This window comes from Tumebacillus algifaecis (assembly GCF_002243515.1).
GTDB classification, from domain to species: Bacteria; Bacillota; Bacilli; order Tumebacillales; family Tumebacillaceae; genus Tumebacillus_A; species Tumebacillus_A algifaecis.
In genome coordinates, this window is sequence record NZ_CP022657.1 from 2,347,250 (window position 1) to 2,371,629 (window position 24,380).

At 56.8% G+C, this 24,380-nt stretch carries 3 protein-coding genes; all 3 read left to right on the forward strand.

The features are described from left to right. The first annotated feature begins 8 nt into the window (after positions 1–8). The 3 genes from CIG75_RS10310 (at position 9) to CIG75_RS10320 (ending at position 24,259) form a co-directional block, all read left to right on the forward strand. Positions 9–6,401 carry a non-ribosomal peptide synthetase gene (locus tag CIG75_RS10310; RefSeq protein ID WP_094236593.1) on the forward strand — a complete coding sequence of 2,131 codons (6,393 nt, stop codon included), beginning with the start codon at positions 9–11 and terminating at the stop codon, positions 6,399–6,401. Beyond that, positions 6,402–22,901, forward strand: a complete 16,500-nt coding sequence (locus CIG75_RS10315; RefSeq protein ID WP_094236594.1) for a non-ribosomal peptide synthase/polyketide synthase — start codon at positions 6,402–6,404, stop codon at positions 22,899–22,901. It abuts the gene before it with no gap. Positions 22,902–22,963: 62 nt separating this feature from the next. Beyond that, entirely contained in the window at positions 22,964–24,259 is a 1,296-nt protein-coding gene (locus CIG75_RS10320; RefSeq protein WP_157729501.1) for an MFS transporter, read from the forward strand. Positions 24,260–24,380 lie beyond the last annotated feature (121 nt).

Consider the following 24,380-nt stretch of genomic DNA (forward strand, 5'->3'; position numbering starts at 1 on the left):
AACGAGCTATGTCAGAAACAACCCCAACTGACATTTTGCAAACTGAAGAGGATGTCTACCTCTTGCCCGCTTCGTTTTCGCAACAAAGGCTCTGGTTTATCGACCGATTGCTCTCCGAACATGCGCTCTACAACATACCGTTTGCAGTCCGTTTTTCAGGATGTCTGCATCATCAGGCGCTGGAGGCGAGCATTCGAGAGATCATTTCGCGCCATGAGGTTTTACGCACGACATTCGATGTGGAAGCAGAACAATTGCTACAAGTCGTTTCGCCTTCCTCCCATTTTCAACTGCCGCTGGTCAAGCTGCCTCAGCTCCAGGCTGCCGAGTTAGAAACGATGGTCAAAGAGCTGGCGAGCAATGAAGCGAACACTCCGTTCGATCTGCAAAAAGGGCCCTTGCTTCGCGCCCAACTGCTTCGCCTCAGTGCCGAAGACCACGTCCTGCTATTCACCATGCATCACATTATCTCCGATGGCTGGTCATGTGGCGTGCTGATGCGCGAGTTGATCGCGCTGTACCGCGCGATCATAGCAGGGCAACCGTCTTCACTGCCCGACCTGCCGATCCAATATGGCGACTACGCAGTCTGGCAGCGCGAATATCTAGAAGGCGACGTTCAAGAGAAGCAAATGAGCTACTGGAAAGACCAACTTTCCGACCTGACCGCGCTGCAGCTGCCGACCGACTTTCGACGTCCGCCCATGCAAACGTATCAGGGAGCGGCCGAAAGCTTTGAACTGTCTCAACAGGTTGTGTCCCAGCTTCGCGACTTGAGCCAACAGCAGGAAGTGACCTTATTCATGACGATGCTTGCCGCCTTTCAAGTCTTCCTTGCCCGCTATTGCGGGCAAGAAGACTTCGCGGTCGGCACTCCGATCGCCGGGCGCACCAGCGAGGAGCTGGAAGGACTGATCGGCTTTTTCGTCAACACGCTGGTGATGCGCGCCGACCTGTCGGGCAACCCGACATTTGACGATGTGCTCGCGCGCGTCTGTGAGACGGCATCCCGAGCTTATGCACACCAAGATCTGCCGTTCGAACAACTCGTCAAAGAACTGCAACCGGAGCGCGACCTGAGTCGTTCTCCTTTGTTCCAAGTGCTGTTCGCCTTGCAGAATGCACCGCAAGGACACATCGAGTTGCCAGGTGTCACCATCAGCCCCGTCGAGTTCGATTACAACATGGTCAAATTTGACCTCTCCTTGCAACTGAACGAAAGCGATGGGCGCTTATGCGGAACTTTCAGCTACAACACCGACCTATTCGGCAGAGAAACGATACGGCTGATGATCGACAGTTTCCAAACCTTGCTCGCAAGCCTCGCAAGCGACAGTTCGCAACGCTTATCCGATCTGACCCTCTTGTCGGACACACAGCGCCAGCAATTGCTGATCGACTGGAATGATACGTCTACCGCCTATCCGCAAGAGACGATCCATCGGTTGTTTGCCGCTCAAGCGGAACAAACGCCCGATCACATCGCCGTAACATTTGACGACGTCAAGGTGTCGTACCGAGAGCTGAACGAACACGCCAACCAGTTGGCCCATTTTCTGAAAAAGCAAGGAGTTACTCCGCAAGCGCGCGTCGGTCTCTGCATGGAACGCTCGATCGAAATGATCATCTCCATGCTCGGGATTCTCAAGGCAGGCGCGGCTTATGTGCCGATCGACCCAGCCTACCCAGCCGATCGTTTGGCCTATCTGGCCCAAGACTCCACGGTCTCAGCGCTGTTGACACAGGCGCATCTGTGCGAAAGATTGCCGACCAATCTGCAAAACCTGCTCCTGTGGGAGACGATCGTAGCAGACGTGTCTGGAGAAAGCAGGGAAGAGCCACGATCAGAATCCGATCCGGAACAGCTCGCCTATGTCATGTACACCTCAGGCTCGACCGGTCTGCCCAAAGGTGTCTGCATCCCACATCGCGCGGTCATCCGGCTCGTCAAAGAGACCGACTATCTACCATTTGACGCACGACAGGTGTTCTTGCAATTCGCTTCGATCTCTTTTGATGCTGCCACGTTCGAAATCTGGGGCGCACTGCTCAACGGAGCACGTCTGGTCATCTATCCATCCGAACTGCCGACGCTGGCTGAACTCGGACGGGTGATACGTCAAGAAAACATCAGCGTACTGTGGCTGACCGCAGGTTTGTTCCATCAGATGATCGATGAACGCCTCGAAGACCTGTCCGGGCTCCATTTTCTGCTGGCAGGGGGGGACGCGCTCTCCGTCACACATGTGCAGAAAGCGCTCTCGCATCTGCCGAACACCAAGCTGATCAATGGCTACGGTCCGACCGAAAGCACTACGTTCGCCTGCACGCATCTGGTGTCGAGCTCAGACGATCCCCAAAGGTCCGTACCGATCGGTCGCCCTATCACCAACACGACCGCATACGTGTTCGATGCGTTTCATCAGCTCGTACCACGCGGCGTGCCAGGTGAGCTTTACATCGGTGGAGACGGCTTGGCCTTGGGCTACCTGAACCGTCCTGACCTGACGGAGGAGCGATTTGTCGCCCATCCGTTTGCGAAAGGGAAGCGCTTGTACAAAACGGGTGACCTCGTGCGCTGGTTGCCAAACGGCACGCTCGAGTTTCTTGGCCGACTTGACAATCAAGTGAAAATCCGCGGCTTCCGCGTTGAACTCGGAGAAATCGAAGCGGCGCTCACCGAGCACCCATCTGTACGAGAGTCGGCTGTCATCGTCTGCGAAGACATGCCCGGCGACAAACGCCTCGCCGCCTACTTGACCGTCTTGCCATCCGAACCCTTGCCAGCAAGTGCCGTGCGCGCCTTTCTCAAAACACGATTGCCTGCGTACATGATTCCATCTGCCTTTGTCATCCTCGACACGTTGCCACTTAACGCCAACGGCAAAGTGGAGCGCCGCCTGCTGCCCAAACCTGAATTCATCCAGAACAGCGGGGAGTACACCGCACCGCGCAACGAAACGGAAACCTTGATCACAAAAGTCTGGTCGAACATTCTGCACATCGATAAGATCTCCGTTCACGACAACTTCTTTGAGCTTGGCGGACACTCGCTTTTGGCGATGCAAGCTGTGTCTCGGTTGAGTAGCGCGCTATACCTCGCACTGCCGCTGAAAAGCCTGTTCGAAGCCTCGACGCCAGCACAACTCGCCGAATGGATTGATCAGGTGAGCGCCGACCGGAACGATTGGCCAGCCCCTCCGCTGAGCAAAGCGACCCGCGATGGACGGTTGCCGATGTCATTCGCGCAACAGCGACTCTGGCTTGTCGATCAGTTGCTGCCAGGATCTCCCGCCTACAACATTCCGTATGCGGTGCGTTTGGATGGGACGCTGAACCGTTCCGCACTCGAGGCGAGCATCGGCGAGATCATCTCGCGCCACGAAGTGTTGCGCACCACTTTTGCCGAACAAGACGGTGAACTGCAGCAGATCATCAAGCAATATCACCCCCAACCTCTGCTCAATACCGATCTGCGCAACTGGCCGGACGAAGCGCGCGAAGCCGAATTACAGCGCCTCGTGCAGGAGCATGGCGGGCGGCCCTTCGATCTGGGTGCGGACAGTCTGATCCGCCTGCAATTGGTGCAGATGGCAGACGATCAACACGTCCTGCTGCTCAACATGCACCACATCATCTCCGACGGATGGTCGATGGGTGTCTTCACGGAGGAACTCTGCAAACTGTATACAGCACAGATCAGAGGGGAGAAGTCGCCGCTGTCCGAATTGCCGCTTCAATATGCCGACTATGCGGCGTGGCAGCGAGATTGGCTCCAAGGCGAAGTCCTCGCACGTCAGGTGAGCTACTGGAAGGAGCAACTCAGCGCCCTCCCAGTGCTGGAACTGCCGACCGACCGTCCGCGCCCCGCCGTCCAGACGTACAACGGGGCGAACGAAACGTTCGCACTGACCCGTGAGCTCTCAGAAGCGCTGCTCATGCTGAGCAAACGCCACAACGTCACGCTGTTCATGACCTTGCTGTGCGCCTTCCAAACCCTGCTCGCACGCTACAGCGGCCAAGACGACATCCCTGTCGGTACTCCGATCGCTGGGCGCAACCGTCAGGAGACGGAAGGACTGATCGGCTTTTTCGTCAACACGCTCGTCCTGCGCACCGACCTCTCCGGCAATCCGACTTTTGCCGAATTGCTCGCCCGTGTTCGCGAGCGGACGCTCGACGCGTACGCACACCAAGAAGTGCCTTTTGAAAAATTGGTGCAGGAATTGCAGCCGGAGCGTGACCGAAGCCGCTCACCGTTGTTCCAAGTGATGTTTCTGTTGCAAAACACTCCGCAAGCAACTGTCAACCTGCCTGATCTGTCCTTGTCGAACTTCGAATTTGACCGTCCTGTGTCCAAATTTGATCTGTCGCTCGGTCTCTCCGAGGCAGAGGATGGCATAATCGGCACCTTAACCTATAACACCGACCTGTTCGAGCAAGCGACCATCCAGCGCATGATCATGCATTTCACCAACTTGCTACGAGCGTTCTCCGACAATCCAGAACTCAAGGTCTTACAAGCGCCACTGCTCACGGCGCAGGAACGTCATCAACTGCTCTTCGAGTGGAACGACACAGCAAAAGAGGAGCAGACAAGCTTCTGCATCCAGCACCTGTTCGAAGCGCAGGTCGAGAAAACGCCAGATGCGACCGCGCTCGTTTTTGCAGATACCGCCTGGACGTACGACGAGCTGAACAAGCGCGCAAACCGTCTGGCCCATCTGTTGCAGGCAAAAGGGGTCGGTCCTGAAGTCATCGTCGGCATTTTGGTCGAGCGATCTCCCGAGATGGTGCTGGCCGCTCTGGCGGTGCTCAAAGCAGGGGGAGCCTATCTGCCGCTCGACCCGAGCTACCCGCAAGCGCGCCTGAATTATATGGTGCAAGATGCCCAACCGCATCTACTGCTTGCCCACAGAGCGCTGAACGGGAGCTTGCCCACCTATGAAGGCGAAGTGCTGTGGCTCGACGATGAGCCACACGCGTTGAACGACCGCTCAGAACAAAACTTGGAACATTCGGCAACTCCGGACTCGCTTGCCTATGTCACGTACACATCCGGTTCGACGGGCAACCCGAAAGGCGTGCTCTCCACGCATCGAGGGGCTGTCAACTATCTGCGCTACATCGCGGACCGCTACGCCCTCACGTCGGAGGACACCGTGTTGCAACTGGCCTCCTTCTCTTTTGACGCCTCCGTGCGCGATCTGATCGGACCGTTGTTGACCGGAGCAAAAGTTGTCATCGTGCCCGACGAAGTGGCCAAGCACCCGCCCGCATTGCTCGAACAGCTCGAAACGCGGCAGGTTACGGCGATCCTCAGCATCGTGCCTACATTGCTTCACGCGCTGACAAAAGCAGCATCGGAGGCAGGAAGCCGCTTCCCGAACGTGCGCCTCGCGCTGGTGAGCGGCGAAGTCCTGTACGGCTATGTGGTTCAACAAGCGCAACAAGTGTTTGGCGCTGAAGTGCTGGTCGTCAACCAGTACGGACCGACCGAATGCACGATGACGTCCACCTACCATCCGATTCGCGGCCAGGCGAGCGAGCGCACGACGATGCTGGCAGGCCGTCCGATCCCCGGCAATCGCCTGTACGTGCTCGACGCTTTTCTAGAACCGGTGCCACTCGGTGTAGCAGGTGAAGTTTATCTGGGCGGTGCAGGCGTTACACGCGGTTATCTGAAGCAGCCGGAGTTGACCGCTGAAAAATTTATCGCGAGCCCATTTCTTCATGGGGAGCGGCTGTACCGAACGGGGGATAAGGCACGCCTGCTGGCCGATGGCAACCTCGAGTTTCTCGGACGGTTGGACAACCAGATCAAGCTACGCGGTCTGCGCATCGAACTTGACGAGATCCAAGCCACGCTGTCTACACACCCAGAGGTGCGCGAATCACTGGTCATCCTCGGTGCCGACGCAGGAGGTGAACAACGCCTGATCGCCTACGTCGTACCGAAAGTGGGAGGCGAGCTAAGCGTCCATAACCTACGCATCTTTTTGAAAGAAAAACTGCCGGAATACATGATTCCCACAGCCTTTGTGACGCTCGCGAAACTGCCGCTGACACCAAATGGCAAGATCGACCGCCGCGCCTTGCCCGTTCCAGCTCAAGCGTCAACTGTTGAATATGTCGCACCGCGCTCGCCGATCGAAGAGACGGTCTGCGCCATCTGGAGCGAAGTGCTAAACGTCGAACGGGTTGGCATCCATGACAACTTCTTTGAACTTGGCGGCCACTCGCTGCTCGCCACACAGATCATCTCGCGAATCAATGCGGCCTTCCAACTGAAAATCTCCTTGCAAAGCCTGTTTCAGGCGCACACGGTCGAATCGCTGTCAGCGATCATCGAAACCTCGCTGTTTGAAGAAATTTTAAATCTGGATGACGGAGGTATTTGATTGGATACGAAAGCTGGATTCTGGGATCGCATGTCAAAACTTTCGCCGGAACAACGCGCTGTGCTGGAAAAACGCTTGCAGGCGGCGCAAACACCAACCCAAGCGCTAGAATTGATCCCCAGACGGAGCGGTGAGGGGCCACTGCCTCTCTCCTTTGCTCAACAACGGCTCTGGGTGCTCGACCAGCTCGACCAAGGTACGACCGCCTACAACATGCCGTTCGCAGTGCGCCTGAGCGGATTCTTGGACGTTCTCGCTTTAGAAGCGACGCTCAACACGATCATCGCGCGCCACGCAACACTGCGCACGAAGTTTGCCAAAGGGGAGGATGACGGACAACCGATGCAGTTGATCGCAAGTGAACTGCACCTGCCGCTTGCCTTTATCGATCTCCAACACCTCTCGCAGGCAGAACAAGAGGCGGAAACGAAAAGGCGTCTGATCGCTGAGACGAAGACGCCTTTTGATCTGAGCCAAGGCCCGCTGATTCGTTTCTCTTTACTGCAACTCGGCACAAGCGAGCAGATCTTGCTGCTCAGCATGCATCACATCATCTCCGACGCTTGGTCGATCGGCGTCGTTTTTCTAAAAGAGTTTGCCGAGCTGTACGGCGTCCTTTCCACCGGACGACCGTCACAGCTCGCCGAACTGCAAATTCAGTATGCCGATTACGCAGCCTGGCAACGCCAGCGCTTGGCAGGCAGTATGTTTGATGAGCAAGTGTCTTACTGGAAGCGACAGTTGGCCGATCTGCCCGCCTTACAGGTGCCAACCGACCGTCCCCGTCCACCTGTTCTGACACACAACGGTGCCCAAGAGCGATTCACGCTGAACAACGAGTTGACCGAAACTTTGCAAACGCTCTCCAACCGTATCGGCGCTTCGTTGTTCATGACCTTATTGGCCGCATTTCAAGTCATATTGTCACGCTACACAGGACAGGAGGACTTTGCGGTCGGCACGCCGATCGCTGGACGAACGAGCAAAGAGACAGAAGCATTGATCGGGTTCTTCGTCGGGACTTTGGTGATGCGCGCCGATCTGACAGACAACCCGACATTCGAAGAATTGATCGAACGCGTGAAAAAGACGGCCCTGCAAGCGTACGATCATCAAGACGTTCCGTTCGATCAGTTGGTCAACGAGTTGCAGGTAGAGCGCGACATGAGCCGTTCGCCCTTGGTTCAAGTGATGTTCACTTTGCAAAATGCGCCGCTGACCTCTGTCGAACTGCCCGGATTGACGATTTCCGCACTGAGTCTGGAAAGCATCACCGCCAAATTTGACCTCGAGCTTCTGTTCCACGAATCGCCAGACGGGCTGGTCGGCCATTTGAAATACAACACCGATCTGTTTGAACGGGACACGATCGCACGCTTCACCAGCCACCTGCAGACACTCTTGCAAGCTGTTGCAGGCAACCCCACCTGCCCAGTGGCCGACTTGCCGCTCATGCCACAATCGGAGCGAGAACGGCTTCTCACAATCGGAAGCGGGAGGCAAGCGGCGCACGAACCTGCACCACTCTGCGCACACGATCTGGTTGCCAAACAAGCACAGCGCACGCCTGATCGAATCGCTGTGATCTTTGAGGAGCAACGGCTGACCTATCGCGAGCTAGATCTCCGTGCCAATCAGGTCGCGCACTACCTGCGCGCGCTGGGAGCTGGCCCCGATACGCTGATCGGCCTGTATGTAGAGCGTTCGGCAGACCTCGCGATCGCACTGCTCGGGATCTTCAAAGCGGGGGCCGCCTACGTTCCGATCGACACGGCCTACCCCCGTGAACGCGTTGCTTTGATCCTTGAAGACACTGCGGCACCGTTGCTGCTCACACAGTCCGCTCTGTTGGAACAATTGCCGGAACACAATGCGACAACGGTTTGCCTTGACACGGAGCGGGCCGTGATCGCCGAACAGCCACACACAGCACCTGACAGCGGCGTAAGGCCGGAACACCTCGCCTACATGATCTACACGTCCGGCTCTACGGGGCGACCGAAGGCGGTCATGGTCGAACATCGCAACCTGGTCAGCGTGCTGTTGACCTCGCAACAAGAATTCGGGTTTCAAACGGGCGATACCATGCCGTGGATCGCCTCGGCCGCTTTTGACATCGCGCTGTTCGAGCTGCTCAATCCGCTGCTCTGCGGAGGCACATCTGTCGTCTTGACCAAAGATCATGTGTTGGACATCGAGCGTTTGGTCGACGATCTGCAGACCTACACGGCGCTCCACACCGTCCCAAGCCTGATGCGTCAGATCGTCGAGGGCATCCGCGCGACTGGCATCCCGTCTGCCGCTTATCGCGCACTGCGTCTGATCTTCATCGGCGGCGATGCGGTGCCGCCCGATTTGCTGACCGCGATGTATGAAGTGTTTCAAGACGCGCAGATTCATGTGCTCTACGGCCCGACAGAAGGCACGATCATCTGTTCACAATTTGCAGTTCCGCGCGATATTGCGCTCAACCGCTTGCAGATCGGCACGCCGCTACAACACGCCACACTTCGGGTCTGTGATTCGGCCAGGCGCATGCAACCGATCGGCGTTCCCGGCGAACTGTTGATCGGGGGCCGGGGAGTCACTCGCGGCTATTTCCGTCAAGCGGAACTGACACGCGACAAATTCACCACACTTGAGGGACAACGCTGGTACAAGACGGGCGACCTCGTGCGCTGGCACGTGGATGGCACGTTAGAATTTCTGGGCCGCATCGACCATCAAGTGAAGATTCGCGGCTTTCGCATCGAGTTGGGCGAGATCGAATCGGTCTTGGCGCAGCACGAATCGCTTCAGCAAACGCTGGTCACCGTCCTCGAAGGCGAGGGGGGAGACAAGCAACTGATCGCTTATGTCGTGCCAGAAGCAGGGCAGGAGCTCGCCTTGGAAGATGTGCGCGGCCACTTGCGCGAACGTCTGCCCGAATACATGATTCCGGCCGGGTTTGTCGTGCTCGACGCGATGCCGCTCAACGCAAACGGTAAAATCGACCGCAAACAACTGCCTGCACCACAGTTGGCACGTGCGCACACGAGCGAGGCCTACACCGCGCCGCGCACTGCGACCGAGCAGGTGCTAGCTGAGATCTGGTCTTCCGTGCTGCACAGGGAGCGCGTCGGCATTCATGACAATTTTTTTGCGCTTGGCGGCGATTCCATTTTAAGCATTCAAATTGTCCACCGCGCCAACCGACAAGGTATCCGCCTGAAGCCGAAAGACCTCTTCCAAAACCAGACGATCGCGCGCTTGGCAGCAGTGGCAAGGATCGCAAACGATGAGGTCACGCTGGCCGATCAAGGGCTCGTGACCGGATCGGTCTTGCTGACGCCCGTTCAACGCTGGTTTTTCGACCAACAGTTTGCAGACCCGCATCACTTCAACATGTCGCTGTTGTTTGAACTGCGCGAACCGCTCGACAAAGTGGCGATGCGCGACGTGATCGACCACCTGCTGCGCCATCATGACGCACTGCGACTTCGGTTTGTCCGTGAAGCGGACGAGTGGAAGCAGTTCACAGCAACAGCAGGGGACGTGCCGTTCACCGAAGTCGATTTTTCAGACGTGCCAGAAGCGGAACAGGACACAGTGTTTACCGCGATGGCCACGACATGGCAGGAGAGCCTCGATCTGTCTGCCGGACCGTTGGTTCGCTTCGTGCATGCGACATTTGGCGGCGAACGCAACGAGCGCTTGTCGATCCTCGTGCATCATCTGCTCATCGACGGAGTATCGTGGCGAATTTTGCTGCAAGACTTGGAGACCGCTTATGAACAGCGCATCGGAAGACACGCCATACAACTGCCACCGAAGACGACTTCCTTCCAACAATGGGCGGCGCTCCTGTCGGCACATGCTCAGTCCGATTCCCTGTTGCAGGAAAAAGCGTATTGGCAAAACATGCTCCAAGTGAACGTCACTGCGCTGCCAAAAGACCGGACAGATGGTGAAAACCTGACCGGGAGCGCCGACACCGTCTCGGTCCTGCTCAGCACAGCAGAAACGCTGCGGCTGTTACAAGACGCGCCCAAAGCGTATCGCACCCAGATCAATGACTTGCTGCTCACCGCTTGGGCGGAAGCGTTCCGCGCCTGGACAGGAGAGCGCTCTCTGCTATTGATGATGGAAAGTCATGGCCGCGAGGAGCAATTCGAACATGTTGACACCTCGCGCACCGTCGGCTGGTTCACCGCCTCCTATCCACTGCTTGTGCAACTTCCGGCCACTAAAGAGCTCGGAAGCGCCGTGCAAACGGTCAAAGAACTGGTGCGCGCCGTGCCCCACCGGGGGATCGGCTTCGGGCTTTTGTCACCCGCGCTTCCTGACGGCACGCTCCCTGAAGTGTCATACAACTACCTCGGCCAATTCGACCAAGCGGGCACGTCCGATACGCATGCGCGTTTTATTCTTTCCAGTGCACCAAACGGGGCCAACAAAAGCACGCGTATGAAGCGAACGCACCTGTTGGAGATCAACGGTGTCGTGTCGGGCGGGCAACTGCGGATGAGCGTGACCTTTTCGCATCAAGTGCACGATCGCACCACGATCGAGCGTCTGGCTCATTCGTTCCTTCAGGAACTGCAGGCGATTATCGCGCAATGCGCGTCGGCAACCGACGTCACCTACACGCCGTCCGACTTTCCACTCGCCAACGTCGCACAGAGCGAATTGAACATGCTGATCGCTCGACTTGACGATCAAGGGGTTAAGGCAGAGCAGTTGGAACAGATGTACCCGCTTTCTCCGCTGCAACAGGGGATGCTCTATCACAGCCTGCTCGATGAAGCATCGGGTGTGTATGTGACACAGGTCAAGGCCGCGCTGCAAGGCGATTTAAACCTTGTGGCGCTACAAAGCGCGTGGCAGAGCGTCATGAAACGCCATCCCATCTTGCGCACATCTTTCCAAACGCTCGGCGGACGCGATCCGCTGCAAATGGTTCTGCAGGAAGTCGAGATGCCGCTGACCCTGCTCGATTGGCAAAACGATAGCCAAACTCAGCAAGAAGCGGCGTTCGAAATCTTCCTAAAAAGCGACCAAGCGCAAGGGTTCGATCTGTCAAAAGCTCCGCTGATGCGACTGACGATCATTCGCACCGCCGTGGACAAATACCGCTTGGTCTGGACGTCACACCATATTTTGCTCGACGGTTGGTCGATGCAACATGTATTCCAAGAAGTTTTCACCCTCTACGGCTCGCATGCGACGGGTCACGAACGGCAACTTGTCCAGCCTCGCCCATATGGCGACTTTATCGAGTGGCTCGGCGCGCAAGATCTCGAAGCGGCCCAGGCATACTGGCAAGAGCGCATGCATGGATTTTCCGAACCGACCCTGCTCGGCGTCGAACGCCAAACGACGTGGTTGCCGGCAGGGGAGCAGCAGTTTGAAGAACAGCGCGCTGCGCTGTCCGAGTCGGAAACGCTCGCCCTCCATCACCTCGCCAAAAAGCACCAACTGACATTGAACACGCTGGTGCAAGGCGCGTGGATGATCGTGCTCCACCGTTACAGCGGTGCAGAAGATGTCGCTTTTGGTGCGACCGTCTCCGGCCGTCCCGCCGAACTGTCTGGGGTGGAAGAGATGGTCGGTTTGTTCATCAACACACTACCTGTTCGTTCACAGCTCACAGCAACATCGGAGGTGCTCCATTGTCTGCAAAATTTGCAGGCTATGCAAACGGAAGTGCGCGACTACGAGTACACTCCGCTCAGCCTCGTGCAAGCGTGGAGCGGCTTGCCACGCGATCTGCCGTTGTTCCATTCGATCTTGGTCTTTGAGAACTACCCGATGAATCAAGAGATGGCTGATGGCGTAGGCGAAGTTGGCTCCTTGCAGATCACCGAGATGAGCACAGGTGAGCTCAGCCACTATCCGTTGACACTCGGCGTTGCTCCAGGCAAACGTCTCGCGGTGAAAATGGCTTATGACCGCCTGCGCTACGAAGATCGTACGATTACGCTGTTGCTCGGCCACCTGCTGACCGTCCTGACCAACCTGTTGACACACCCGAAGCAGCGCGTTCAAGACGTTCCGATGCTGACGAGTGGGGAACTTGCTCAGCTCGAAATATGGGGTGACGCGAATCTGCAGACCGCGCCGTTTGTCAGCACCCACCGCCGCTTCGAAGCACAAGCGGCCCAAACCCCCGATGCGATCGCCGTGCAGACTGACGAAAGCACGTTGACCTACTTTGAATTGAACGCCCGCGCCAACTGCCTCGCCCGTCATCTGCAATCGCTCGGTGTCGGTGCGGAAGTGCGCGTGCTCCTGCTTGTCGAACGCTCTGTCGAACTGGTCGTCGCCGTGCTCGGGATTCTCAAAGCGGGCGGGGCGTACGTACCGCTCGACACCTCGTTTCCAGAAGAGCGCATGAAGCTGATTCTCGACGACGTCAGCGCCGATGTGCTCGTCACCCAAGCATCACTCGCTGACAAACTTCCTGCACAAAATGGGCGCATCGTCCGCCTTGACACCGATGCTGTCGAGATCAATAAACAAGCGGCGGACAACCTGCCGACCGATGCCAATCCTAACGATCTGGCCTACATGATCTACACCTCCGGCTCCACAGGACGGCCGAAAGCGGTGATGGTCGAACAGTACAACTTGATCAGCGTGTTGCAGGCCAGCCAAACAGCATTTCGCTTCTCAGAAGGCGATGTGATGCCGTGGATCGCCTCGGTCGCATTTGATATTGCACTGTTTGAACTGCTCAATCCACTGCTCAGCGGCGGAACTTCGGTCCTGCTGACTCGCGACGAGGTGCTCGATCTGCCGAAGTTAACAGCGCGCATGCATGCTTTTTCGATGATTCATACCGTGCCGAGCCTGATGCGGCAAATTGTGCAAACGATAGAAGAGGCGGCGATCCCCTCGGAAACGTTCGACAACCTGCGCGCGATCTTCATCGGTGGCGATGCGGTGCCGCCCGATCTGCTCGGCACGATGCACAGCCTGTTCCGCAATGCCCAGATTCACATCCTCTACGGTCCGACAGAAGGCACGATCATCTGTTCGAGTTTTGCGGTGCCGCGTGATCTGCAGATCGACAAGTTCTACATCGGCCGTGCACTGCCGCACGCACAGCTGCGCATTTGCGATCGAAAGCAACAGATCGCGCCGCTCGGCGTGCCTGGGGAACTGCTCATCGGCGGACCTGGAGTTAGCCGCGGCTACTACCTCCAAGCAGAGTTGACGCAGGAAAAATACCTCGAGCAGGACGGTGTTCGCTGGTACCGTACGGGCGATCTGGTACGCTACACCACAGATGGAACGATCGAATTCCTCGGTCGTCTCGACAACCAAGTCAAGATTCGCGGGTTCCGCATCGAACTTGGCGAAGTCGAAACCGCGTTGAACACTTTAGCCGGTATCCACGAAGCGGTCGTGGTCACCGCGACAAGCAAAGCGGGCGAAAAACGCCTCGTCGCCTATGTTGTAGCCCAAGACGACTCAAAGCTGAACGGAGCGGCATTGCGTGAAGCGCTCAACCTACGTTTGCCCGACTATATGATTCCATCCGCCTTCGTCATGCTCGACCGCTTGCCTTTGAATCAAAACGGTAAAGTGGACCGTCGCGCCTTGCCGACACCCGATGCTTCGCTTTGGGAAAATTCGGACCGCGATGCGCGGACGCGCACTCCGTTAGAAGAGATCATCGGCGGGATTTGGGCCGACGTCCTAGGTCGCCAGCAGGTCAGCATGAACGAGAACTTCTTTGATGCGGGCGGGCATTCATTGCTCGTCACACAAGTAGTGACACGTATCAATGAAGTTTTCGGCCTCCAGATGCAATTGCGCGCGCTGTTCGAAGCACCGACGATCACCGAGTTCAGCAAACGGGTGCATGCGCAACAACAAGTTTCGCAACAACGGGCGATCCCACCGATCGAAACGATCTCCCGGGCTGGGGAACTGCCACTGTCCTTCGCACAGCAACGCCTGTGGATCGTCGATCATCTAAACCCAGGCACTACCGTCTACAACATGCCATTTGCCGTGCGGTTAGTCGGCGAGTTGAATCGACCAGCGCTGGAACGAACGCTCACCGAGATCGTTCGCCGTCACGAAGCGCTGCGCACCTCGTATGAAAACAAAGGCGGGCAAGCGGTGCAACAAATCGCCCCGCCATATGCGATCCACTTGCCTGTAGTCGAGTTGAGCGGGGAAGACGCAAGCGAGCAAGAAGCGGCTGCGAAACAGTATGTGGAACAGGAAGCGTCCACACCGTTTGATCTCGCCAAAGGCCCACTTCTGCGCTGTTCGTTACTAAAACTTGATTCGACTGTCCACGTGCTGGTGTTGAATCTGCACCATATCGTATCAGACGGGTGGTCGATGGGCGTTTTCCTGCAAGAGGTCGCCACGCTTTATGGGGCGTATCAGCTCGATCAGCCCTCGCCGCTTGCAGATCTTCTGGTGCAGTACGCCGACTTTGCCGCTTGGCAGCGCGATTGGTTGCAAGGGGAGGTGTATGACGAGCAGTTCTCCTATTGGAAAGCGCAACTGAGCGGAGAAATGCACGTGCTGCAACTGCCGACAGACCGCCCGCGCCCTCCGATCCAGACGCATCGCGGAGCGACCGTTTCGTTTCATCTGACAAGGGAGACGGTCCAGCGCCTGCGACACCTGTCCCGCCAAGCGGGCGCTACGATGTTCATGACCTTGCTCGCCGCCTACCAAGTGCTACTCATGCGCTACAGCAACCAAGAGGACATCGCCGTGGGCACGCCCATCGCTGGCCGCAACTGCATAGAGACCGAGAACATGATCGGCTTTTTCGTCAACACGCTGGTGATGCGCACCGATCTCTCCGGCAATCCGACGTTCGAGCAATTGCTCAGCCGCGTGCGTGAAACGGCGCTCGGCGCCTATGCCCATCAAGATCTCCCATTCGAAAAATTGGTCGCCGCGCTACAACCGGAGCGTGACGCTTCCCGTTCACCACTGTTCCAAACGCTGTTCAACCTCCAGCCGCACAGCACAGGTGATAGCGTCAAACTGCCCGGCTTGGCAGTTAAACCGCTGGAATTCGACCACGCCACCGTCAAATTTGACCTCGAACTGTCGATCGAAGATTGGGGTGATACGCTGGTCGGGCGCTTCAACTACAACATCGACCTGTTCGAAAGCGCGACGATCGCGCGTATGATCACCCATTTCCAAACGTTGCTCGAAGCGGTGACTACCGATCCGACCCTTCCGATCGGACTCGCACCGTTGATGTCCACCGAAGAACAAGAACACATGCTCCGCCAAGGACAAGGCAAAAAGGTCGCGTATGCCGATCTGTGCATCCATCAACTGTTTGAAGCACAAGCAGCAAAGACACCTGAACACATCGCAGTCCTCGCAGAACAAGGGACGATGACCTACCGCGAACTGAATGAGCGCGCCAACCAAATCGCCCATCGCCTGCAGCAGATCGGCGTCGGTAGTGAATCTCTGGTCGGTATCTTCATGACGCGCACACCGCAGATGATCGCCGCGATGCTCGGAGTGCTCAAAGCGGGCGGGGCCTATGTGCCGCTCGATCCGACCTATCCGCAAGAGCGTATTTTGTTCATGATGAACGACACCAAGATGGCCGTCCTGCTGTCTGAACAGCATCTGCTCAACGAATTGCCACCGTACGAAGTGGAAACGATTTGCTTACCTCTGGTCGAGACAGATACGGCAGACGATTTGGTCGTTCAGGCAACCTCGCGCAATCTGGCCTATGTGATCTACACATCCGGCTCGACAGGTCGTCCAAAAGGCGTTGCCGTCGAACACCGCAGCGCCGCGACGATGATCCAGTGGGCACTGGAAGAATACGCGGCAGAAGATTTTGCTGGCGTGCTGTTCTCCACTTCCATCTGCTTCGATCTCTCCGTGTACGAGTTGTTCGTCACGTTGGCGGCAGGCGGCAAAGTGATCCTCGCGGAAAGCGCGCTCCAACTGCCGCAGCTCGCCGCAAAAGACGAAGTGACGCTGATCAACACCGTTCCGTCCGCCATCACCGAACTGCTGCGCATTGACGCCATTCCCGATTCTGTTCGTTCGGTCAACCTTGCAGGTGAGGCCCTGCCTTTGCATCTGGTGCAGCGGTTATACGCACTCAAGACGGTGCAAAAGGTTTACAACCTGTACGGCCCGTCTGAGGACACGACCTACTCGACGTACCGTTTAATCGAACGAGATACCGCAACCGCACCGACGATCGGACGACCACTTGCCAACACAGACTTCTATCTGCTCGACGAACACAAGCAACTCGTACCGCTCGGCGTGTCCGGCCAACTCTATTTGACAGGCGACGGCTTGGCGCGCGGCTATCTGGGACGGAGCGATCTGACTGCCGAGAAGTTTATCCCCAACCCGTTCCAGAACGATCCGAATGGAAGAATGTATGCGACAGGTGACGTAGCTCGCTTGTTACCAGACGGCAACTTGGAGTACCTCGGGCGCATCGATCACCAAGTCAAAGTGCGCGGATACCGCATCGAACTGGGCGAGATCGAAGCCATGCTCGTTCGCCATCCCTCGGTGCAGGCAGCGCTCGCCATCGTGCGAGAAGACCTGCCGGGTAGCAAGCGCATCGTCGCTTATCTCGTGGCCGATCCCGCAAACATTGATCAGGCAAAGTTGCGCTCCCTGCTGAAAGCACAATTGCCAGACTACATGATCCCGTCCGCCTTTGTGATGTTGGACGCTTTCCCGCTCACCAGCAACGGCAAGATCGACCGCAAAGCGTTGCCCGCTCCCGACTCTGGACGGGAAATGGCCGACCGTTATGAAGCGCCGCGCAACGAGACAGAAGAGGCGTTAGCAGAGATCTGGTCAAAAGTCTTGCGAGTGGAGCGCATTGGGATACATGACAACTACTTTTCACTCGGTGGAGACTCCATTCTTTCGATTCAAATTTTGCACCTCGCGACACAGCGCGGCATTCGCTTCACGCCGAAAGATCTGTTCCAGTACCAGACGATCGCCGAGCTGTCACAAGTGGTCAGCAGCGGCGCAACACTCCTCTCGGCCGAACAGGGGTTGGTGACTGGTGATGTCTTGCTGACGCCAGTGCAACATTGGTTCCTCGACCGATTGCCGGAAGACGCGCATCACTTTAACTTGCCGCTCCTGCTGATCCTGAAAGAGCGGGCGGAGGAAGCGCTGTTGCGCGATGTGATCAAACGGTTGCTGGAACATCACGACGCGCTGCGCATGCGTTATCTCAAGCAAGCAGATGGCTGGCAACAGTTCAACGATGGCCTGAGCGAAGAGGTTCCACTGGTGACGGTCGATCTGTCCCACATACCGCGGCACGAGCAGGAAGAATCGTTCAAATTGATCGCCGACCATTACCAAGCAGGGCTTGATTTGGACGGTCACCTGTTTCAGGCGGTGCTCTTCCATTTCGGAGCGGATCGTCCGCAACGTCTGTTGCTCATCGTGCACCATCTGATCGTCGATGGCGTCTCCTGGCGCATTTTGCTGGAAGATTTGGAAACGCTCTATAGCCAGGCTCTGCGTGGCGAGCAGATGCAACTGCCGCTAAAGACCACTTCCTTCCGAGAGTGGGCAGCCCGCCTGTGCGAAGCGGCGCAGAGCGATGTGATCGCGAACGAAAGAACGCACTGGTTGCGACTGGCCAAAATCACGCCTCCAGCAATACCCTTCGACCACACGGGTGACCAAAATACGGTGGACTCGGCTCACACCGTCTCCGTGCTACTAACCCGCGATGAGACAATACGGTTGTTGCAGGAAGTGCCCAAAGCATACAACACGCAAATCAACGACCTGTTGCTGACCGCCCTGATTCGAGCATTCGCAAATTGGACAGGGGAGAGCACATTGCTTGTGAACTTTGAAGGTCACGGGCGAGAAAACATCATTGACGGCGTTGATCTCTCCCGTACTGTGGGCTGGTTCACTTCTATGTACCCGGTTTGCTTGCAACTGCCAGCGCACCAAACGCCGGGCGACGCGATCAAAGCGGTCAAGGAGCAGTTGCGCACCGTTCCGAACAAAGGGACCAGCTTTGGCATGTTGCGCTATTTGCATCCAGATACGAGCGTACAACAGGCGCTGGCAGCCCTCCCGACGCCCGAGATTTCGTTCAATTACCTCGGTCAGTTCGATGCAGGTACAACCTCGGCAGACACGATGTTCCAACTGTCAGGCCAGCAGAGCGGTAGCGCACACAGCAAACGCATGAAGCGCGACCATCTGCTCGACATCACCGCACTGATCGCAGGAGACCAATTGCGCCTGAACATGATCTACTCGACGCATCTGCACAACGCCGAGACGATCGAACAAGTGGCCGCCGCCTTCCTCGACGAACTGCGCACCTTGATCGCACACTGTCTGACGCCAGAAGCAGGTGGGTACACACCATCCGATTTCCCGGAAGCGCGGGTGCTGCAAGTCGAACTCGATCAATTTATGAACCGCTTGGGCGACCGACAGGCCGATCTTGAGCAATTGTATGAACTTTCGCCGCTTCAACAAGGGATGCTGTACCACAGCTTGCTCGCTTCGAACCAAGGGGTATATGTCACACAATTGAACCTGACTGTGCAAGGCCCACTCCATGCGGACGCGTTGCAGAGCGCTTGGAACAGCGTCCTTGAGCGCCATCCGATCCTGCGCACAGCATTTTTCTGGGACGAATCGTCAAAACCGTTGCAAGCGGTGTTCCGCAACCTGTCTCTGCCGCTTACGGTGCTCGATTGGCGCGACTTGACGTCAGAACAGCAAGAGCAGTCTTTGCACGAGTTCTTGCGCGAAGACGTTCGGCACGGTTTTGACTTGACCGCGGCGCCGCTGATGCGCATCGCCCTGATTCGGATGAAGGAACAGGAACAGCGCCTGATCTGGACGTCTCATCACCTGCTGCTCGACGGCTGGTCAACTTCGATCGTGTTCGCAGAGATGTTTGCCGCCTATCAAGCGAGTGGCCAAGGTGAGCCCCTACCACAGAGATCGCCTCGTCCGTATCGTGAGTTTGTCGCTTGGCTGCAAGTGCAAGACGAGCAAGCGGCAGAGCGTTACTGGCGCGAACGACTTGCCGGATTTATCGCTCCGACCAGCCTACGTATCGAAACGCACCGTAGCGAATTACGGGCAGGGGAGAGACGGTTTACGGAGCAAAAAATGCGGCTCTCGGCCGATCTTACCCAGTCCTTACAGAGTTTTGGCAAACAGCATCGACTGACTTTGAACACGATCTTGCAAGGCGCTTGGGCTCTGTTGCTAAGCCGATACAGTGGGGAAGACGATGTCGTGTTCGGCACGACCGTCTCTGGCCGCCCGACCGATCTCGCAGGGGTAGACAAAATGGTTGGCATGTTTATAAACACGTTGCCGATCCGCCAAAATCTGCTGGGAACAACGCCTCTCGTCTCGTATCTGCAAGCCTTGCAATCGCAACAGACCGAACTGCGTCAATTCGAATATTCGCCGCTTTTAGACGTACAAGCTTGGAGCGACGTGCCGCGCGGAGTCCCTTTGTTCGAGACGATCTTCGTGTTTGAGAACTATCCCGCCGACGAAAAAGCGGCCGAATCGATTGACAGCGCGGCAGATCTCAAGATCACCGCCGCTGCGACAAGCGAACTGACCAACTACCCGATCACCGTCATCGTCGTTCCCGGTCAGCAAATCGGCGTGAAGCTCGCCTACGACCGCCTGCGCTATGACGATGACAGCATCGAACGGATGGCGCTGCATCTCGAGACCTTGCTCACCCAGATGCTGCAAGGCGCCGAGCATCCGGTGCAATCGCTTCGTATTCTCTCACCACAAGAAGAAGCACTGCTGCACGATTGGAATGACAATCTGCGCCCCTACCCGCATCATCTGTGCGCACACGAGCTGTTCGATCAGCAAGCGCGCCAAACACCCGAACGCATCGCGCTGGTCTGCGCAGGGGAGAGCTTGACCTACCGTGAATTGCAAGTAGCCTCCAACCGCTTAGCGCGCCAATTACAAGCACAGGGCGTCGCACCAGGTCTGTTTGTCGGCTACTATGGCGAACGCACGCTCGATTGGGCGGTCGCCGTGCTCGCGATCTTCAAGGCGGGCGGCATCTACGTCCCGCTCGATCCGAAATACCCACAGGACCGTTTGGCATTCATGATCGAAGACACCAAGCCACAAGTGATGCTGACCTTCCGCAGATTTGTCGATCAAATGCCAACCCACCAAGCGCAGATCATCTGCCTTGATGATGCAGTAGCGTTCGTCGAAAAGCAGTGCGATTCAGTACCTGACTACGCGGTCACTCCTGATGATCGCGCATACGTCATCTTCACCTCCGGCTCGACCGGGCGCCCGAAAGGCGCGATGGTCGAGCACAAAGGGATGCTCAACCATCTGCTGGCAAAAGTTGACGAACTTGCCGTCACCGCAGAAGATCGCATCGCCCAGAACGCTTCGCAATGTGTTGACATTTCGATCTGGCAGTTGCTAACCGCTTGGATGGTCGGGGCTAGTACGCACGTGTTGCCAGATGAAATCGCGTTCGATCCGAGCAACCAACTCGACGAAATGCATCGGTCACGCCTGACGATTGTCGAGACCGTTCCCTCCCTGCTACGCGCGATGATCGACGAGATCGCGTTGCGCGATCCGGACCGGCCAGATCTGAGTGCGTTGCGCTGGATGATTCCAAACGGGGAAGTCCTGCCGCCTGAACTCTGCCACAAATGGCTGGATCACTATCCGGATGCATGGCTGATCAACGCATATGGTCCGACCGAATGCTCCGACGACGTCACACACCATTTCATCAGCGAACCGCCGAGCGATCAGGTAACCAACATCTCAATCGGCCGCGTGATTCCAAACATGAAATTGTACGTGCTAGATAAGTCGATGCAAGCGGTGCCGATCGGCATACCTGGTGAACTGCACATCGGCGGCATCGGTGTCGGACCTGGCTATCTCAATGATCCAGACAAAACGGCGAAGTCATTCCTGCCAGACTTCATCTCCGGTCAACCGAACGCGCGCCTGTACAAAACGGGCGACCTGGTGCGTTTCCGTCCGGACGGATTGCTCGAATTTTTGGGCCGCATCGACAACCAAGTGAAGATCCGTGGGTTCCGCATCGAGATCGGTGAGATCGAATCGGTCCTTTCGAACCACGAATCGATCGAAGAAGCGGTTGTCATTGCACGTGAGGACACACCGGGTGACAAGCGTCTCGCTGCTTACCTGATCGCCAAGCCCGATTGTGCGATCGATATAACCGCCCTGCGCGAGTACACCCAAAGCAAGTTGCCAGCACATATGGTGCCGACCGCCTTTGTCAGCATGGATGCCCTGCCGTTGACTGCAAACGGCAAGATCAACCGTCGCGCATTGCCTCAACCTGATGACAATGATGTCGCCCGCAAAAGTGAATACCTCCCACCGCGCGACGAGACCGAACACCGCCTCGCGCAGATCTGGTCGCAACTGCTCGGTCTTTCCGAGGTCGGAATTCAAGACAACTTCTTTGCTCTCGGCGGACACTCACTGCTCGCCGTGCGACTGATGTCAGAAATCCAAACGCAGTTTGGGCAAAAATTGGCGTTGCAAACGCTCTACCAAGGCGGCACGATCGAGCACTTGGCCGATGCATTGCAGCAAACGGACGAAAAACTTCTGCCAACGTCCCTCGTCGAAGTGCAGAAAGGCAACACTGCCAATCAAGCACTGTTCCTCGTGCACGCCGGCGGTGGCATGGTGCACGCGTATGTCGAACTGGCTCGCCAACTCGGTGCCGAACACACCGTCTACGGACTTCAAGCACAAGGCGTAGAGGAAGGACAAGTACCGCTGACCTCGATCGAAGCGATGGCGGCGCACTACCTGGAAGCGATTCGCTGTGTGCAGCCAAACGGCCCGTATCTGCTCGGCGGATGGTCGCTGGGCGGTGTGATCGCTTACGAAATGGCACGCCAACTCCGCGCGCAAGGAGATGTTACCAGCGATGTGTTCCTGCTCGACACGGCGATGCCGACTTGGCAAAAAGATCGCCAGCAACAGGACGAAAAAAGTTTTGCCTTGATGTTTGCCACGAACTGGGCTCGTCAATTGGGAGAAGACCTGTCCGAATTGATCGCCAAACGCGAGCAATTGAGCGAAGCGCAGATTCTCGACGCAATCTTCGAGCAGGGCAGAGTGCGCCAAATTTTCCCGCCCGATTTCGATCTGGCTGCGGTGCTGCGCGGCTACCAAGTTTTTAAACACAACATCATGGCCCAACAAAACTACAGTCCACAGCCGTATGATGGCCACCTGACACTGCTGATCGCACAGGAAAGCGCCAGCCAATTCATCGCGATGCAAGAGGTCGGCTACGTGCTCGACACGACGCTCGGCTGGGGAGAGATCGCACCAAACGTGAGCACACATGAGGTAGCAGGGGAGCATAGCACGCTGATGGAACAGCCTGCCGTTCAAGGTGTGGCGAGCTGTCTCCGGCTGTGCCTGCAAGAGTTGGAGCAAGCGACTCAAAAATAAATTGCCCCCAGACTATGACCACTCATAGTCCGAGGGGCCAACCAAGAAAGGGTGAACTGCTCATGTCGTCACCTTTATTCGTCCCGCTGAAAAACCGTTCCTATCGCATGTTATGGACGGGAGATCTGCTCTCCAGCTTTGGCAACTGGCTCGATCTGACCGCCTTGATCGTGTTGCTTGTCTACCACTGGCAACTCGGGCCGAACGAAACGGCAATCTTGATGCTGACCTTAGGTGTACCGATGGTCTTCCTCGGCCCTATGCTCAGCGTCTATGTTGACCGTTTGCCACTGCGAGGATTGATGCTCATCTGCATCGGCATCCGCGTCCTGTTGATCACAGGCTTACTTTTCGTGCCCAACTTCTATCTGCTGTTGCCGCTCGTGTTTCTGCGCTCGGCGATCGGGACGCTGTTCTTTCCAGCACGTCAAGCGATGATTCGCCATATCGTCCCGCTCGAACAAATTCCGGGCGCGATCTCTCTGGGTCAAATGACGATGTCGCTGACGATGATCGTCGCGCCAGCAATCGGAGGCGCACTAGTGACTGTGATCGGGCCTAGAAGCCTATTTGGAATTGAAGCAGTGTTGATGGCACTTTCACTCCTGTTCATCTGGCAGCTTCCAACGATCCCTCGCAAACAAACTTCCGCCCAACCAGCTTCGATTGACGATACTGAAGCCGTACAAGCAAAACGCTCGTTCTGGAACGATTTAAAGGAAGGGTTCGCACACATTTTCACCGTGCGAATTTTGACAGTCGGGCTGACGCTGATCACGATCGGCATGTTTCTCGTCTACCTATACGACGGACTGCTGGCGATATGGGCCAAAGAACAGGGCATTGTCGAATCGGGCTATGGCACCCTGATGAGCGTGATCGGTGTTGGCAGTGTGACAGGCGCACTACTGGCAGGGCAATTTCCGCGGTGGCGCAAATCGCCGCTCACTTTGATCGCAATTGTCGGCATGCTGGCAGGCGGGCTGAACATGTTGATCGGCCTCGGGGGTCTACACGTCGTGCAGTTCCCGCTGGTGATCTGGGCGATCATTTTCCTGTTCTTCGGACTGTTTGGAGCCGCCGCGACTGTGCCGTTCGGTTACATTTTGCAGACCGAAACACCGAAAGAGCTGATCGGACGCGTATCAAGCGTTTCCAGTTCCATGCAGAGCGCAGCCACGCTGCTCGCACCGACAATCGGAGCGACCTTTGCCAACCTGTACGGCACAGGCAGCGTATTCTTCGGCTCAGGAGCGTTCATGCTCGTCTTGGCGCTACTGACCCTGCTGTTGATGCGCCTGATCAAAGGAGACCAATCCAAACGGACACCGGTCGCCACGTCCAGCAGTTACAGATAGGGCTTCGAACTGGAATCGGCTGCACGACAGCAACTTTTGCAAAGATTTGAAAGGGAAGACGTGATCATAACGATGGGAGCAAAAAAGAGGCATCGATCCTTGCCCCTTTTTTGCTCCCATC